This window comes from Clostridium sp. UBA5712 (assembly GCF_002419845.1).
Classification (GTDB): domain Bacteria; phylum Bacillota; class Clostridia; order Clostridiales; family Clostridiaceae; genus Clostridium_J; species Clostridium_J sulfidigenes.
The window spans coordinates 159,100-174,373 of record NZ_DIGW01000014.1; the positions used below are offsets into that span (position 1 = coordinate 159,100).

The following is a 15,274-nucleotide window of genomic DNA, read 5'->3' on the forward strand; positions in this document are numbered from 1 at the left end:
AAACCCTTTTTTATTTATTTATAGAATTATATTTGAAATAAATGGTAACAATTATAGTTGTGATAAAAGAAATCTATATTTTTAATATGTTTAAGGAGATAAACTGGTGATCAACAAAATAGATTTAGATTCAATAGCAATAAATACTAAGGCTATGTCTATGCTTTCCAAGGAAGTGTGTGAAGAGTATAGCATTTTACCTTATGACATAAAAAATAATGAGATTTATTTAGCTACCTTTACGGAGCATTCCAATGAAGAAATTAATAGATTAAGATTTATTTTAAAGAAAAAAATTGTATTTAACTTATGTACTATAGATCAATTTAAGATTTATTTAGATAAATATTATGAAGAAATTTATAGAAAGCAAATAGTTAAGGGACTTAAAGGTGAAGAGTATCCTAAAAAGGAGCGTGATAAAGAAGTAAAAGGACCCATTATTTCTTTAGTGGATTCGATTTTTAGAGAAGGTATTGAAAAAGGTGCAAGTGATATACATATAGAGTCATGGAAGGATACAATTACTGTAAGATATAGAATAGATGGAGTTTTAAATATTTTTAGTACTTTACCTAAAAATCTTTATGAGGTTATAGCCACAAGAATAAAGGTTATGGCAAATATGGATATTACTAATAAATATACTCCAGAAGATGGAGAGATAAATCTTGAAGTAAAGGAAAATATTTATGATTTAAGAATATCTACAATGCCTACTGTTCATGGAGAAAAATTTGTAATAAGAATATTACAAAGAAATGCACCTTTGTTAGATATAAATAAGCTAGGTTTTACACCTAAAGATTATCGACTCTTAAAAAATATATTAAAGTTCAAACAAGGTTTAATCATAATTACAGGTCCTACAGGAAGTGGTAAAACTACTACTTTATATTCTATGATAAATGAGTTGAACGAAGAAACTAGGAATATAGTCACTGTAGAAAAGCCGGTGGAGTGTGAAGTTGAGGGAATTAATCAAGTTTCCATAGGAGATGGTAGTGCTACCTATGGAAATATATTAAAGGCAGTATTAAGACAGGATCCTGATGTAATAATGGTGGGTGAAATTATAGATAAGGAAACTGCTGAAGTAGCTATAAGAGCATCTTTAACAGGTCACTTAGTTTTAACTACCTTGCATACTAACGATGCTAGCAGTGCTATAAATAGACTAACTAACATGGGGATAGATGGAGATATAATTAAAAGTTCTCTCGTTCTTGTAATTGCTCAAAGGTTAACAAGATTAATATGTGAAAAGTGTAAGGTGAAATATAAATTATCCAAGGAAGAAAAGAAGCTTCTAGCCATGGATAGGATTGAAGAAGGCTATAGAGGAACTGGATGTATTAAATGTAATAGCACTGGATACAGAGGAAGAACTGTAGCCTATGAGATTATGATTATGGGAAAGAGATTAAAGGAGTCTATGGATAGTGGGGATAGTGATATATTAAGAAACATAGCGATTGAAGAGGGAATGGTTACTATGAATGAATATTTTAAGGAGTTAGTTGTAGAGGGAAGTACTTCCGTGGAAGAGTATTATGGAAATATGCAGGTTTATAACATTGAAAAAGCCTTAGGAGTGGATTATGGAGTATAAGTATAAGGGGATAAATGTAAAGGGAAAAATTGTATCAGGAAAAGTTATAGTAGAAGATCATTGTAGTTTAATGGAAAGATTAGAAGAGGAGGAAATATATTGTATTAATTACAAAGAGTTGCATAAAGAAAATACATATTTGTTTAAAAGAAGGATTTCAGAAAAGAATTTATCTACTTTTTGCAGAAATTTAAAGAATAATTTAAAGGCGGGAATTCCTTTAGTTAATGCTTTGAAACTATTAGAAGAGCATTTAGGGGATAAAAGGTTATGTGAAATTCTAAATAAAGTTATAAATAATATAAAAAGTGGTTTATCTTTTTCAGAAAGCTTAGAGAAGTTTAAAAGTGTATTCCCAGAATTTTTTATAACATTAATTCATTTTGGAGAAGAAAGTGGTAGATTGCAGCAGATTCTAACTTTCATGGAAAAGTACTATATGAAGGAATATAAAAGGCGAAAGAAAATTATTAGCGTAAGTACTTATCCTATAGGATTATTTATATTTGTATTAATTATGGGCATGATTGCTATTTACAAGTTAGTACCTACATTTTTTAATTCTATGGATATAGAAAATATGAAACTTCCTTATATAACTAGATTTTATTTAGGATTATCTAGAGTTATAAATAGTCTAGGTATACTTGTAGTACCAATAGGCATAGGGATTTTTATAGGCATAAGCTTTATACATATCTATCTAAAGGGGAAAGGGATAACCTATAATTTAAAATATAAAAATCCACTAACGAGAAATTTAGAGAAAAATAGATTTTGTTGTAAATTTACTATGGCCCTTTCAATGATGATAGATAGTGGTATTGATATAAAATCTTCTTTAATCTTACTGAGAAATTGTGAAAATGCCATTTACATTAAGGAGCGGTTAAATAGATGTATAGAAGGATTAGAAAGAGGTGATAGCCTTTATGAGGGCCTTAAGAGGTGCAATATTTTTTCAAATTATTTTCTATCAACAATATATATAGGAGAAATTAATGGAAGTGTTGAAGAGGTGTTGCAATGTTGTAATGAAGTTTTCGAAGAAGAACTTGAAGGGAAATTAGATAGGATCACATCCCTAATAGAGCCACTACTAATAGTCTTTGTAGGTCTATTTATAGGATCTATCATTATTGCAATTATGATTCCATTGTTTAATATGTACAATACAAAGTTTTAAAAGGTATTAAGGTAGAAAACTATGAAGAAAAATGGATTTACACTAATAGAATTAATAGTGGTATTAGGTATATTGTCTATATGTTCATTTATAATATATCCTCATTTAAACTCCTATGATGAAAAGAAGTTAGCCATGGAAATGGAACATGGGGTTAATGGCACAATTGAATTTATAAATAGCTGTAAGATGTATGCAAGAAATAATTATGATAATAGGAAACTCTTTAGATTAGTTATCCAAAGTAGAGAATTAAACCTATATCATGGAACTGTAAAAGTACACAGTTATCTATTACCAGATTCACTAAGGATACATATATCTAATGATGCTAGTATAACTATACCATTAGATATTGACGGAAATACATCTTTGGGAAGGTCTATAAATATATATGATCCAGATGGACGTAGAGAAGTTATAACCATAAAGGTAGGAACAGATTATGTTAGTAAGCAGAAATAAAGGAATTACACTGTTAGAAACTATAATAAGCATGTTAGTTATATCTACTATTCTCATAGGAGCACTTACTTTTTATGGTGTAATGGGAAGGTGTGAAGAAGAAGAGCAAAAGGAAATGAAGGCCACTTTTCAGATAGATGCAGTTAAAAAGCTTATTTTATGCAATATGGATTATGGTGATATTAAAAAAGAGATAGTTGAAAAAACTAGATTTATAAATACTAGTGATTTATCAGAGGAAGCTCTAGGTAGTATAAATATAAAATATATTATAAAGGATGAAGTAAAGCAATACCCAATTATAATGTTAATGGGAACTGAAGAAACTGGTAAAGAAATTATAAAAATAGAGGTTTTATATAAGTTTCAAGATGGAAAGGAAATAAATTATGTATTTTACAAGGGTAATTATGAGAAAAGCTAAAGGGGTTACCATATTAGAATTAATAGCGGCCTTAAGTATTTCCTCCTTAATAATTACAGTTATTATTAGCAGTTATAGTATTTGGATGAAAAGCTATAAGGAAAACGTATATTATTCTAGTGAAATTACAGGGATTTATGAAGCACTTATGTATATAGAAAATTATGTTAATTATAGAGGTGAAGGATGTTTTTTAAAAGATGGGGATATAATTATACCTACATCTGTAGGAGAAAGTTATGTTTCTTTAGAGGGGAATGAACTTAGGTTTTTTTTCAAGAATAAACATGGAGTAGGCCACACCAATCAGCCTCTTTTATATGATGTGAGAGAATTTAAAGTTAGGCAAAATGGTAAGGTTCTATTCATTAAAATAGTTACGAATAAAGGAATTAGTGGAGAGAGAGCAATTGGTAAAATATAAAACAGGGTTAAGCAAGTATAGAAAAATTCATAGGGGATGGATATTAACTTATGTGGTAATTGTAGGAATGATTATTTCCCTAACTATATGTTATTCTATGAAGTCCTTTATTAATAGAAATTCTTATATTAAAAATTATGTGGAATATAACTTGAAAGAAAATAAGGACCATAGCTATAAGGAGCACTTAATAGCTAATTTTAATAGTTATGTACTAGAAAATATAGAAACTATAAATGCAGAGACTTCAGAGAAATACTTTGAAAGGAAGGCTGGTGAAAAACTAATAACCTATGATAATAGTTATATAACCTATGATTTAAGTAATAAGTATTTTCAAATCAATGGATTAAATAGAGTTTATAGGTTCGCTATGGAGATTAGTGGTAGTGAAGTTAAATATATTTTTAAGGGGAATTTAGTACAGTAGAAGGGAGAGTTATGAAGAAAAGGTGTACGATTGAAATAAGTGAAGAAGAAATAAAGTTTGTAAAAGAAAAGATTAAAGATTTAAAAAAGGATAAGAATTTTTACTGCACATATTGCTGTAAGAAAAATTATAAAGACACTGATGTAGCAGTTGAGGAAAATTTAAGAAAGCTTAATTTGGACATAATTTTAGAGGGAGAAGAGATATTTGTACATAATATTTTTGTGCCTAAAGTAAATAAAAATAAACTAGATTTAATTGTTAGAAATCAAGTAATAAAAATTTTTTATGATATAGAAAATATAATATTTAACTATGAAATTATTAGGAATAAAAGAGGAAAATTAGAGGTAGCCATATACTGCATAAATGTAAAGGATTCACTTTTAATGAATCGAGAATTGTTTTTAGGAGCAAATATAAACTCTATAATACCTATACAACAGTTATATACAAATAAATACAACAAAAAGATTAAAAATGGAGAATTCACTTTAATAATATATAGAAATAAATATGTTTATATCATTGAAGTAGAAAATGGGACTATAAGAGCAAATAGAGTTATAAATGGAAGTAAAGAAAATGTAAATATAGAAATCTTAGCATTTTTGAGAGAGATTAATGGAGAAGAACATAATAATAATAAGGGAATTTACATCATTACAAATGAAAAAAAGGAAAAGGTTAAGGTCGCTAATTTATATGAGATGAAAAGGAGTTTTCCTGTAAATTCTTAATTTATGAAAGGGAGGGAGACAATGAAAGAAGGATATTATCCTCAATGGTATATAGAGAGTTTAAGGTACATCTATAAGAAAAATATAATAAGGACTTTGATATATTTCTCTATATTATTTATAATTATTTCCATGGGAATATTAGGGAATCATTATAAGAGATTAAATATTGTAGGTAAAGTGAAGTATAACAAAAACATAGAATTAAATAATGACAGAAAAAGTATTACAACCTTTGCATATAACTATATTTATGAAATAATTTCAAAGGAAGAGCTTGAGATAAATTCTATGAATATAGATGACAATAATATAGGATTTAATATAAAGATTAAAGATAAGGAAGATTATTCAATGTGTATTAAAACTTTAGAAGAAAAGTTTTCAATAGTTGAAGTTTCATCTATTCTTCAAGAGAAGGAAGAGCTATATTTTACAGCTAGGGTAAAGATTAATGGATACTAGAAAATATAAATTAATTAATATTACTATAGTTATAGCAACTATAATACTCTTAATAGCCTATGGTAAAACACAAATAAATTTAAATAATGCTAAAAATCATAGAAATTTAGTTGTAAGTAACCTTGTAGAAGAAAATAAAAAGGAAGAGTTTAAACTTGGAGAATTTTTAAATAGATTAAGAAGTTATAATGATATTTCTTTAAATAACATTGTTGTTTATGACTCTTGGGGTGAAGTAACTATCAAGTGTAAGGGGGATTTTACTACTTTTAAAAATTTACTTAGTGATTTAGGTAAGATGGATGAAATAAAAGAAATTAACTCTTTGGTGGTGGAAGAAGATATTTGCACCTTTATTCTTGTATTCAAAAAAATCTAAAAAATTTGGTATTTTTATGTTGACTATTTATTTATTGTTATGTATAATTAGTGCCAAGGTAAAAGTAAATATTGTCTTATCACGAGCGGTGGAGGGACTGGCCCTTTGAAACCCAGCAACCTGTGTATATATATTGAATCATATATCTTTATATGTGCGTCATGGTGCTAAATCCTGCAGCTTTTTTGAGCTGGAAGATAAGAGAATGAATTGGCATGCATGAAGTTTTATGCACTAGAGATTTATTCTCTAGTGCTTTTCTTTTTACCCCAAATAATTAAATCTAGATTTAAAGTAAATAGGATATCTACAGTAAAGGGCGGTGCTAGATAATGATAGAGGTATCACATATCAATAAGAGCTTTGAGAGTTTAAAAGTTCTAAAGAATGTATCATTTACCATAGAAGAGGGACAAGTATATGGAATCATAGGTCACAGTGGAGCTGGAAAATCTACCATGTTAAGATGTATAAATGGATTAGAAGGTTATGATGAAGGCAGTTTGAAAGTTATGGGAAAAGAAGTTTCCTCTATGACAGAAAGAGATATTAGAGAGTTTAGAAAAAATGTTGGAATGATATTTCAAAATTTTAACTTACTTAAAAGGTCTAATGTATATAATAATGTGGCATTACCATTACAACTATGGGGATATGATAAAGAGTATATAGAAAAAAAGGTAGAAGAATTGTTGAAAATTGTTGGATTATTCCACAAGATAAAGTCTATGCCTAAAGAGTTAAGTGGCGGAGAAAAGCAAAGAGTAGCAATTGCAAGAGCTTTGGCTTTAGAACCTAAAATATTACTTTGTGATGAAGCAACCTCAGCACTGGATCCTAAAACTACAAAGGACATATTAGAGCTGTTATCTAAAATTAATAAAGAAATGGGGATTACCATAGTAATGGTTACTCATCAGATGGAAGTAGTAAAGTCTATATGCCAGCGAATAGTGCTTGTAGAAGGAGGAGAAGTTAAAGCTGAAGGAAATGTAGATGAACTGTTCTTAAGACCAGGATATTCTCTAAGAAAATTCTTAGGAGAAGAAGAAGAAATTTTATTTCAAGATGGAGTCAATATTAAGATATATTTTCCGGCAAATAAAAGTGAAAATTCATTTATAACCAACATGGCTAGAGATTTGAATGTAAATTTTTCTATTGTGTGGGGCAAGTTAGAAAGATTTAGGGAAAATATATTGGGATCATTAGTCATAAGAGTTGATGAACAGTGGAAGGAAGTTGTTACTAGTTACTTAGAAAAGAATAAATTCCAATGGGAGGTGTTATAGTTATGACAGCAGAAGCAATTATAGGGATCCTTAGTAGTGCACTAATAGAAACTTTAATAATGGTAGTGATATCTACGATCTTTGCAGTAATTATTGGTATGGTTTTAGCCATAGCTTTAATACTAACAACCAAAGAAGGTCCAATGGAAAATAAATATATATATAAAATATTAGATGGGGTTATAAATACTTTAAGAAGTTTACCTTTCGTAATATTGATGGTGGTAGTAGTTCCTGTTACTAGAGTTATTGTAGGTAAATCCATAGGAACTACAGCGGCCATAGTACCTTTGACTATAGCTGCAGCTCCTTTTGTTGCAAGAATTATTGAAACTTCTTTAAAGGAAGTAGATAAAGGAGTTATAGAAGCAGCTCAATCCTTAGGAGCTACTAAGACTCAAATAATATTTAAAATAATGATAAAAGAAGCCTTACCATCTATTGCGTCAGGTCTTACTTTAACTATTATAAGCATTATAGGCTATTCTGCCATGGCTGGATCTATTGGTGGAGGCGGTCTTGGAGCAGCAGCTATAACCTATGGATATAATAGATTTAATACTCCAATTATGATATTTACAGTGGTAGTTTTAATTATATTTGTTCAACTTATTCAAAGCTTAGGAAACTACATATATAAGAAACTAAGCTAGTATTCAAAATTTAAGTTTAGAAATTTATAATCAAGGAGGAATATATACATGAAAAAATCAGTAAAGAAATTATTAAGTTTAACGTTAACATTAGCTTTAGGGGTGACTTTAGTAGGCTGTGGTTCTAAGGGGAAAGCAGGCTCAGGGGCTAAGGGTGAAGATAAGGTTATAGCTATAGGAGTATCTCCAGAGCCGCATAAAGCTATAGTGGAAAATGCTATAAAGCCACTATTGGAGAATCAAGGATATAAAGTAGAAGTAGTAGAGTTTTCAGATTATGTACTACCTAATACTGCCCTTGAAGAAGGTGAAATAGATGCAAACTATTTTCAGCATGTACCTTTTTTAGAAGCTACAGTTAAGGAAAAATCTTATGAACTTTCTTATACAACAAAGGTACACCTAGAACCAATGGGAGTATATTCAGAAAAATTAGATGGTATGGGGGCTATTAAAGATGGTGCGGAAATAGCAATTCCTAATGATCCATCTAATGGAGCAAGAGCTTTAAAACTTTTAGCTAAAAATGGAGTAATTGAAATTTCAGAGGGGGATCTAGTAACTGCAAAAGATATTACTTCAAATCCGAAAAATGTTAAGATTACAGAGCTAGATGCAGAACAGTTACCAAGGGTTCTAAAAGATGTAGAATTAGCAGTAATAAATACTAACTATGCTTTAGAGGGGGGACTTAACCCTTTGAAAGATGCTTTAGCAATTGAAGGTACAGATAGTCCATATGCTAATATCATTGCTGTTAGAACTGAAGATAAAGAAAAGGATAAAATAAAAGCTTTAACAAAGGCAGCCACTTCTGAAGAAGTAAAAAAATACATCGAAGATAATTATAAAGGAGCTATTGTTCCAGGGTTTTAAATCTATCAAAATGTATATAATAGATATGAATATATGGATATAATATGTATTTTTAATAATATATTTAAACTTTTATTGCAAGTTTCTTAATATGAAGGTATAATTTGTTTGCAAAGAATACATAGTTTTGATAAAATATCATTGTTAATGTAAATGTAAGTAATTATAATTATTAAATTAGGTAATTAATTTATTACTAAAATTTAGTATGCATATTAATAACTACATAAGGTATTAAAGTGCTTTAAATAGGTTATAATAATTTTATTAACAAAGGCTATTATATATTGGGAGGTTACATTATGATATCAGCTGGAGATTTAAGAAAAGGAACAACTTTTGAAGATGGTGGACAAGTTTACACTGTTGTAGAATTTTTACATGTTAAACCAGGTAAGGGTGCTGCCTTCGTTAGAACTAAATTAAAAAATGCTATAACTGGAGCGGTTACAGAAACAACTTTCAACCCAACTGCTAAATTCCAAGAAGCAGTAATAGAGAGAAAAGAAATGCAGTATCTTTATTCTGATGGAGAGTTATACTACTTCATGGATCAAGAAACTTTCGAGCAAATTCCTTTAAACTACGATAAAGTAGAAGAAGCTATAAAGTTCTTAAAAGAAAACATGTTTGCAATAATTAAATTCTACAAGGGTGAAGCTTTCTCAGTAGAAGCTCCAAACTTCGTTGAACTATTAATTACAAACACTGAACCAGCAGTTAAAGGAAATACTGCAACTAACGTGTTAAAACCAGCTACAGTAGAAACAGGGGCAATAGTTCCAGTTCCTCTATTTGTAAATGAAGGAGACACAATTAGAGTTGATACTAGATCAGGAGAATATATGGAAAGAGTTTAGTCCATATTGAGCTAGCTTTCATAATTGAAGGCTAGTTTTTATTTGCTCTATGAATACATATTTAATAGGTTGCAGAGATATATGAAAACATACTGTTTTTAATAAGTGCTTCCTATAATGAAATATTATATTTCGTTATAGGAAGCACTTATTTTTTTGCAAAAAATAAAAAAATAAAAATATTATAGTAATAATTATCTATGAAAGGTAATAACAATTAAGTAAGAAAGGGTGAGTTGCATGATTACTAAAGATGTTTTGGATATACTATCTCCTTCTATTAGAACTGAAGTTATAAACTATGACCATGGTGGAAAACTACAAGAAATTAGATTGAAAGTTAACAAACCGCTTATATTTATAAGCAATAATAAGGAGATAAGAACAAGTTATAATACAAAACTAGAGGACATAAAGATAATTATTCAAAAGATAAGTAGCTACTCCATATACGCCTTTGAGGAAGAAATCAAACAAGGATATATAACTATTCAAGGTGGTCACAGAGTTGGAATTTGTGGTACCTGTGTTTTAGAAGAAAACTCTCTTAAGACTATAAAACACATATCTTCAATTAATATACGTATTGCTAGAGAGGTAAAGGGATGTAGTGATGGAATCTTACCTTTTATTATTAAAGATAATTCTATATTAAATACTATAATAATATCTCCACCTAAATGTGGGAAAACAACTATATTAAGAGATTTATCAAGAGAGATATCTAATGGATTATCAAGATATGGGTTAAGTGGCAAAAATGTAGCTATTATTGATGAAAGAAGTGAAATTGGAGCATGTTATAGAGGGGTTCCTCAAATGGATGTAGGCATTAGGACAGATATATTGGATAACTGCCCGAAAAGTCAAGGAATAATCATGGCCATTAGAAGTATGGCTCCTCATCTTATAGTATGTGACGAAATAGGTACCTATAAAGATATGGAGAGTATTGTGGCAGCATTAAATTCAGGTGTAAATGTAATAACGACTATCCACGGATTTAGTGAAAAGGATCTCTATAATAGACCAGTATTCAAAGAAATTTTAGAAAATAAAGTTTTTCAAAGAGCTGTAATTTTAAGTAATAAGTGTGGCATTGCAACCATAGAATATATATATGATTTTACAAAAGGTGAGAAAGTAAGGGGGTGGTAATAAATGATAAAAGTAATAGGGTTTATTCTTATAGTAGTTTCATCTACTATTTTAGGATTTTCTTATGGAGAAAAATTTAAAAAAAGAGTTAGGGAGTTAAAGGAATTTCAGCGAGGCGTATATGTATTAAAGAATGAAATAAATTTTACCCATGCATTACTTCCAGAGGCTCTTAATAAGGTATATGAAAAATGTGAAGAACCCATAGCTGGAATTTTTAAGGAAGCGTCAGAATTAATTATTAGTAGCGAAGAATGTGATGTAAATAGTTGTTTTATTCATAGCCTAGATAAAAGAGTGGACAAATTATCCTTAACTAAAGATGATCTAGGCATATTTTTAGATTTTACTAAAAGCCTAGGTGAGATGGATATAGAAGGACATAATGATATGTTTGCACTAACTCTAGAAAATTTGGGAAAAGCAATTAAGAATGCCGAATATAACATTGATAAAAACGTGAAAATGTATAGGTACCTAGGGTTTTCCTTCGGTGCCATGATAGGAATTATTTTAATGTAAGGAGGCGTGTGGATTTTGTTAGATATAAGTATAATAGTGAAAATTGGTATAGTTGGAATTGTAATGATAGTTTTAGATAAGGTTTTAGATAGTGGAGGGAAAAAGGAATATGCAGTTATTAGTAATTTAGCAGGAATAGTAATAATACTAATATTGGTGATTAGTTTGGTTTCAAAGCTATTCAATGCAATACAAACTTTATTTTACTTTTAGGAGGAAACTATGGATATTATCAAAATAGTATCCTTTGCACTAATAACTCTTCTTATTGTGATAATGGTAAAAAGGGAAAGACCAGATATTGCACTTTTAATTAGCTTAATAGCAGGCATAATAGTATTTATGTTTTTAGTTAGCAAGCTAACTATAATAGTAAATTTCCTTCAAACCTTATCTAATAAAGCTAATATAGACATAGTGTACTTGGATACAGTATTTAAAATTTTAGGTATTGCATATTTATCATCCTTTTGTAGTGAAATTTGCAGGGATGCTGGTGAGAGTAGTATTGCATCAAAGGTTGAATTTGCTGGTAAAATATTAATTCTTACTCTTGCAATACCAATACTAATGGCTGTAATGCAAACAATATTAAAGATAATGTAGGTGTAAATATGAAGAAAAGTATATTTGTTTTAATAGTTATGATCATATTTTTAATTCCTATAAAAGCTTATGGTAATGATGAAGTAAATATAGATGATGAGCAAATGAGCAAAATAAATGGACTATATGATTATATAAGTAATCTGGATACTGGAACTGAATTACTAAAGGATATGTCGCCTAAGGAATTTGTGCAAAGTTACATGAAAGATGGACAAGGCTCCTTAGAAAGAAAAGAAATATTAAAGATGGCTTTGGGATACTTATTTAAAGAAATAGTAGTATCTTTTAAAATAATAGGACAACTTATCATAATAGCTATAGTTTGTGCATTATTAAATAATCTTCAAAATGCCTTTAGCAATGAAAAGTTGTGTAATGTAGCATATTTTGCTTGCTTCTCTGTGATGATTATACTGATTGCTCGAGGATTTTATATAGGAGTGGAATTAACCCAACAGGTTATAAATAGTATAAGTGATTTTATGGTAGCGCTAATGCCGGTGCTTATAATGTTACTGGCAAGTGTAGGAAGTGTAAGTCAAGCTGTGGTAATGGACCCCATTATTATGGGTGTATGCACCTTAGGAACTAAGCTTTATTCTTCTATAATCATACCTATAATTTGTATGAGTTTTGTCCTAGACTTTGTAAATAACATATCTAATGAATATAACGTTAAGAATTTAACTAGTTTACTTAAAAAGTTTGCTCTATGGGTTCAAGGTATTTTTCTAACAATTTTCGTTGGGATTATAACAATTAGGGGAATTGTAGGAAATAGTTTTGATGTTGTGACCACAAAAACAGCTAAATTTGCCATGGACAGTTTTATACCTGTAGTAGGTAAAACTTTATCTGATGCCTTTGCAACAGTAGCCAGCTACACCTTACTTTTGAAAAACTCAGTTAGTCTATTAGGTGTGGTAATTCTTATATCTATAATTTTACTTCCTATAATAAAGATTTTTGTTATGGGATTCATGTATAAACTAACTTCTGCATTATTACAACCAGTAAGTGATAATAAGGTAACTAATATTATAGATGCTGCAGGAGGATCTTTGATGCTACTTGGTTCTTGCATTATATGTGTCAGTGTAATGTTTTTTATAATGATTACTATAATAGCTGCTACAGGTAAGGGATTTATTCTAATGTAGATATTAGATTAATTTATGTTAAAAGTAGGTGATGGAATGATAGAAGCTTTAGGAAAGTGGATAATAACCATATGTGTGGCAATATTTTTTTCTACAGCAGTACAAATGATATTACCAGATAATTCATTAAAAAAGTATTGTAATTTTGTTCTTGGATTAATTGTTTTTGTAGTTATATTAAGTCCTATTTTAAAAATATTTAATGAAGAGCTACAAGTGAACAAAATAATTGAAGAATCTGCAGACTTAGTATTCAATGATAGAGGTGAGAGAAATTATGAAGAATATAGACAGGCTAACATAAATAGTACATTAGAAAGATTTAAAAACAATTTAGAAAAACAATGTGTAGCTGATTTAGAGAAAAATTTTAAGGGAGATCGGTATAGTGCAAAGGTAAATGCAGCTTATGACAATGAAAACAGCATTTTTCTTATTGAAAGAATTGAGATAGGAATTAATGATGGTTCAGTGGAAAGGGTAAAAAAGGTACAAATCGGTGATGAGTCAGTTCAAGTAGACAATCAAGATTCTTCAACAGATAAAAAATCAATGGAGGTTAGAAATTTTATTAGCTCTACTTACGATATAGATGAGGAAAATATATATGTATACAAACTTAATAATAATTAAACATAAATTTTATATAGAAGTTTGGGGGGATAAAAGTGTCAAATAATCTTAAAAAAATATTTGAAGATATTTTTAAGGGAAAAGGAGGTGAGAACAAACAGCAAGATAAAGATTCTAAAACTACTATAGGAGAAAGTGGTAAAAAGCCCAAGGTGATAAATTCTAATCTATTAACAAATTTAGCCATAGTATTTTTAGTTGGAGTTTTATTATTAATAGTAGGAAGTATGTTTACAAAGGACAATAGTCCAAAGGGAAGTGACAGTGGAACTGCTAATGTAGTGGCAATAGGTGGTGATGAAATACAAAAGAATACAGATACTACATCTTCAGCTGTAGATAAGGCTTATAAGGAGAAGATGCAACAAGAATTAATTAGTTTATTAGAGAAAATAGAAGGTGTAGGTAAAGTCCACTCTATGATTTACTTTGAAAGTGGACAAGAACAGGTACCAGTATTTAATGAAGAAACTTCAACTAGTGTTACTAGTGAAAAGGACAATGGTGGGGGACAAAGGGAGATAACACAAGAAAATGATGGGAGTACAGTAGTTATGGAAAACAAGGAAAATCAGCAACAACCCTTTATAACAAAAACTTATAATCCAACCATTACAGGTATTTGTGTAGTAGCTGAAGGAGCAGGGAATTCAGTGACAGAATTAAGGATACGCCAAGCAGTAATTAAATTATTTGGTCTTTCAGATAATAAAGTACAGGTATATCCTATGAAAAAGTAGCATATAAATGTGATATAAATAAAAAATTCGGGGGGAACTATAATGAATAAAAAACAAACTATAATTATTTCTTCACTAGTAGTATTAATTTTATTTGCAGGTTATTTAGCGACTCAAGTAAATGGACCACTTTATGTAAATGATACAAAGGGAAATGATGGAACTACAATTAGTGCATCAACTAATGCAAATTATTTTACAGAAGCAAGATTACAACGTGATAACAATGCCACTAAAACTCTTCAAACTTTAAAGGCTTTATTAGATGATGAAAATACTCCACAAGATCAAAAGGCAGAGGCTGCTGATGAATATAAGAATTTAGCACTTCAATCTGATAAAGAAGTTAAAATTGAATTAGCACTTAAAGCTCAAGGATTTGAAGAAGCTCTTTGTACTTTAGATAAGGAAAAGGCTACAGTGGTAGTTAAACATGAAGGAGAGCTTTCAGACCAACAAGTTAGACAAATTAAAGATGTAGTTATGAGTAAAGCTGATATAAAAGATATAGAAATAAAAGTAGCTGAATAACTAAACATATTTTGTTTTAAAAACAGTAGAGTAAAAATCTGCTGTTTTTAATATGTTTATAGGGTAATATTTATAAAAGTGGGTAATATAAAAATAATGAGTATTTCTATTATAA

The 15,274-nt window shown here is 29.3% G+C and carries 21 protein-coding genes and 1 riboswitch; all 21 genes read left to right on the plus strand.

Annotated elements, in window-relative coordinates:
- Positions 1–106: 106 nt before the first annotated feature.
- The 21 genes from B3B03_RS11740 (at position 107) to B3B03_RS11840 (ending at position 15,159) form a co-directional block, all read left to right on the plus strand.
- Positions 107–1,612, plus strand: a complete 1,506-nt coding sequence (locus tag B3B03_RS11740) for a GspE/PulE family protein (RefSeq protein WP_346877406.1) — start codon at positions 107–109, stop codon at positions 1,610–1,612.
- Positions 1,602–2,798 (plus strand): type II secretion system F family protein, encoded by a 1,197-nt coding sequence (locus B3B03_RS11745; protein WP_346877407.1) that lies wholly within the window; start codon positions 1,602–1,604, stop codon positions 2,796–2,798. The genes B3B03_RS11740 and B3B03_RS11745 overlap by 11 nt, the downstream gene beginning before the upstream one ends.
- A gap of 21 nt (positions 2,799–2,819) precedes the next feature.
- Positions 2,820–3,263, plus strand: a complete 444-nt coding sequence (locus B3B03_RS11750; RefSeq protein WP_346847938.1) for a type II secretion system protein — start codon at positions 2,820–2,822, stop codon at positions 3,261–3,263.
- On the plus strand, positions 3,244–3,687 hold the full coding sequence (locus B3B03_RS11755) for a hypothetical protein (RefSeq protein WP_346877408.1): 444 nt from the start codon (positions 3,244–3,246) through the stop codon (positions 3,685–3,687). Before B3B03_RS11750 ends, B3B03_RS11755 begins: the two co-directional genes overlap by 20 nt.
- Entirely contained in the window at positions 3,674–4,111 is a 438-nt protein-coding gene (locus tag B3B03_RS11760) for a hypothetical protein (RefSeq protein ID WP_346877409.1), read from the plus strand. The genes B3B03_RS11755 and B3B03_RS11760 overlap by 14 nt, the downstream gene beginning before the upstream one ends.
- Positions 4,098–4,541 carry a hypothetical protein gene (locus B3B03_RS11765; protein WP_346847941.1) on the plus strand — a complete coding sequence of 148 codons (444 nt, stop codon included), beginning with the start codon at positions 4,098–4,100 and terminating at the stop codon, positions 4,539–4,541. The genes B3B03_RS11760 and B3B03_RS11765 overlap by 14 nt, the downstream gene beginning before the upstream one ends.
- 11 nt (positions 4,542–4,552) lie before the next feature.
- On the plus strand, positions 4,553–5,281 hold the full coding sequence (locus B3B03_RS11770) for a hypothetical protein (RefSeq protein ID WP_346877410.1): 729 nt from the start codon (positions 4,553–4,555) through the stop codon (positions 5,279–5,281).
- A 21-nt stretch (positions 5,282–5,302) separates the two neighbouring features.
- The gene (locus B3B03_RS11775) at positions 5,303–5,746 is read left to right on the plus strand and encodes a hypothetical protein (RefSeq protein WP_346877411.1); all 444 of its coding nucleotides are present in this window, start codon (positions 5,303–5,305) and stop codon (positions 5,744–5,746) included.
- Positions 5,736–6,125: a hypothetical protein gene (locus B3B03_RS11780; RefSeq protein WP_035129332.1), complete on the plus strand. Its 390-nt coding sequence runs from the start codon at positions 5,736–5,738 to the stop codon at positions 6,123–6,125. The genes B3B03_RS11775 and B3B03_RS11780 overlap by 11 nt, the downstream gene beginning before the upstream one ends.
- A 73-nt stretch (positions 6,126–6,198) precedes the next feature.
- A riboswitch (SAM riboswitch) is annotated at positions 6,199–6,329 on the plus strand.
- A gap of 128 nt (positions 6,330–6,457) precedes the next feature.
- The gene (locus tag B3B03_RS11785; RefSeq protein WP_346847944.1) at positions 6,458–7,417 is read left to right on the plus strand and encodes a methionine ABC transporter ATP-binding protein; all 960 of its coding nucleotides are present in this window, start codon (positions 6,458–6,460) and stop codon (positions 7,415–7,417) included.
- A gap of 2 nt (positions 7,418–7,419) precedes the next feature.
- Positions 7,420–8,070 (plus strand): methionine ABC transporter permease, encoded by a 651-nt coding sequence (locus tag B3B03_RS11790; RefSeq protein WP_414632280.1) that lies wholly within the window; start codon positions 7,420–7,422, stop codon positions 8,068–8,070.
- Between the two features lie 48 nt (positions 8,071–8,118).
- The gene (locus B3B03_RS11795) at positions 8,119–8,946 is read left to right on the plus strand and encodes a MetQ/NlpA family ABC transporter substrate-binding protein (RefSeq protein ID WP_346847945.1); all 828 of its coding nucleotides are present in this window, start codon (positions 8,119–8,121) and stop codon (positions 8,944–8,946) included.
- A 302-nt stretch (positions 8,947–9,248) separates the two neighbouring features.
- Positions 9,249–9,806: an elongation factor P gene (gene efp / locus B3B03_RS11800; RefSeq protein ID WP_035129348.1), complete on the plus strand. Its 558-nt coding sequence runs from the start codon at positions 9,249–9,251 to the stop codon at positions 9,804–9,806.
- A 240-nt stretch (positions 9,807–10,046) separates the two neighbouring features.
- Positions 10,047–10,964 (plus strand): stage III sporulation protein AA, encoded by a 918-nt coding sequence (spoIIIAA, locus tag B3B03_RS11805; RefSeq protein WP_346847946.1) that lies wholly within the window; start codon positions 10,047–10,049, stop codon positions 10,962–10,964.
- Between the two features lie 3 nt (positions 10,965–10,967).
- Positions 10,968–11,486 carry a stage III sporulation protein SpoIIIAB gene (gene spoIIIAB / locus B3B03_RS11810; RefSeq protein ID WP_035129352.1) on the plus strand — a complete coding sequence of 173 codons (519 nt, stop codon included), beginning with the start codon at positions 10,968–10,970 and terminating at the stop codon, positions 11,484–11,486.
- Between the two features lie 15 nt (positions 11,487–11,501).
- Positions 11,502–11,699 (plus strand): stage III sporulation protein AC, encoded by a 198-nt coding sequence (spoIIIAC, locus tag B3B03_RS11815; protein ID WP_035129354.1) that lies wholly within the window; start codon positions 11,502–11,504, stop codon positions 11,697–11,699.
- 9 nt (positions 11,700–11,708) lie between these two features.
- Positions 11,709–12,092 (plus strand): stage III sporulation protein AD, encoded by a 384-nt coding sequence (gene spoIIIAD / locus B3B03_RS11820; RefSeq protein WP_035129356.1) that lies wholly within the window; start codon positions 11,709–11,711, stop codon positions 12,090–12,092.
- Between the two features lie 8 nt (positions 12,093–12,100).
- Positions 12,101–13,255, plus strand: coding sequence for a stage III sporulation protein AE (spoIIIAE, locus tag B3B03_RS11825; protein ID WP_150844940.1), 1,155 nt, complete (start codon positions 12,101–12,103; stop codon positions 13,253–13,255).
- A gap of 15 nt (positions 13,256–13,270) precedes the next feature.
- Positions 13,271–13,888, plus strand: a complete 618-nt coding sequence (gene spoIIIAF, locus B3B03_RS11830) for a stage III sporulation protein AF (protein ID WP_346847947.1) — start codon at positions 13,271–13,273, stop codon at positions 13,886–13,888.
- 35 nt (positions 13,889–13,923) lie between these two features.
- Positions 13,924–14,628, plus strand: a complete 705-nt coding sequence (gene spoIIIAG / locus B3B03_RS11835; RefSeq protein ID WP_346847948.1) for a stage III sporulation protein AG — start codon at positions 13,924–13,926, stop codon at positions 14,626–14,628.
- A 42-nt stretch (positions 14,629–14,670) separates the two neighbouring features.
- A complete protein-coding gene (locus tag B3B03_RS11840) occupies positions 14,671–15,159 on the plus strand; it encodes a SpoIIIAH-like family protein (RefSeq protein ID WP_346847949.1) in 489 nt (162 codons plus the stop codon).
- The last annotated feature ends 115 nt before the right edge of the window (positions 15,160–15,274 follow it).

Bases quoted from the DNA above. Each gene is read 5' to 3' on its own strand.
- B3B03_RS11770 (WP_346877410.1), top strand. From the start codon at position 4,553: ATGAAGAAAAGGTGTACGATTGAAATAAGTGAAGAAGAAATAAAGTTT.
- spoIIIAD (WP_035129356.1), top strand. From the start codon at position 11,709: ATGGATATTATCAAAATAGTATCCTTTGCACTAATAACTCTTCTTATT.
- B3B03_RS11745 (WP_346877407.1), top strand. From the start codon at position 1,602: ATGGAGTATAAGTATAAGGGGATAAATGTAAAGGGAAAAATTGTATCA.
- B3B03_RS11790 (WP_414632280.1), top strand. From the start codon at position 7,420: ATGACAGCAGAAGCAATTATAGGGATCCTTAGTAGTGCACTAATAGAA.
- B3B03_RS11795 (WP_346847945.1), top strand. From the start codon at position 8,119: ATGAAAAAATCAGTAAAGAAATTATTAAGTTTAACGTTAACATTAGCT.
- B3B03_RS11780 (WP_035129332.1), top strand. From the start codon at position 5,736: ATGGATACTAGAAAATATAAATTAATTAATATTACTATAGTTATAGCA.
- B3B03_RS11760 (WP_346877409.1), top strand. From the start codon at position 3,674: ATGAGAAAAGCTAAAGGGGTTACCATATTAGAATTAATAGCGGCCTTA.
- B3B03_RS11785 (WP_346847944.1), top strand. From the start codon at position 6,458: ATGATAGAGGTATCACATATCAATAAGAGCTTTGAGAGTTTAAAAGTT.
- spoIIIAE (WP_150844940.1), top strand. From the start codon at position 12,101: ATGAAGAAAAGTATATTTGTTTTAATAGTTATGATCATATTTTTAATT.
- B3B03_RS11840 (WP_346847949.1), top strand. From the start codon at position 14,671: ATGAATAAAAAACAAACTATAATTATTTCTTCACTAGTAGTATTAATT.
- spoIIIAA (WP_346847946.1), top strand. From the start codon at position 10,047: ATGATTACTAAAGATGTTTTGGATATACTATCTCCTTCTATTAGAACT.
- B3B03_RS11750 (WP_346847938.1), top strand. From the start codon at position 2,820: ATGAAGAAAAATGGATTTACACTAATAGAATTAATAGTGGTATTAGGT.
- spoIIIAB (WP_035129352.1), top strand. From the start codon at position 10,968: ATGATAAAAGTAATAGGGTTTATTCTTATAGTAGTTTCATCTACTATT.
- B3B03_RS11755 (WP_346877408.1), top strand. From the start codon at position 3,244: ATGTTAGTAAGCAGAAATAAAGGAATTACACTGTTAGAAACTATAATA.
- efp (WP_035129348.1), top strand. From the start codon at position 9,249: ATGATATCAGCTGGAGATTTAAGAAAAGGAACAACTTTTGAAGATGGT.
- spoIIIAF (WP_346847947.1), top strand. From the start codon at position 13,271: ATGTTAAAAGTAGGTGATGGAATGATAGAAGCTTTAGGAAAGTGGATA.
- B3B03_RS11775 (WP_346877411.1), top strand. From the start codon at position 5,303: ATGAAAGAAGGATATTATCCTCAATGGTATATAGAGAGTTTAAGGTAC.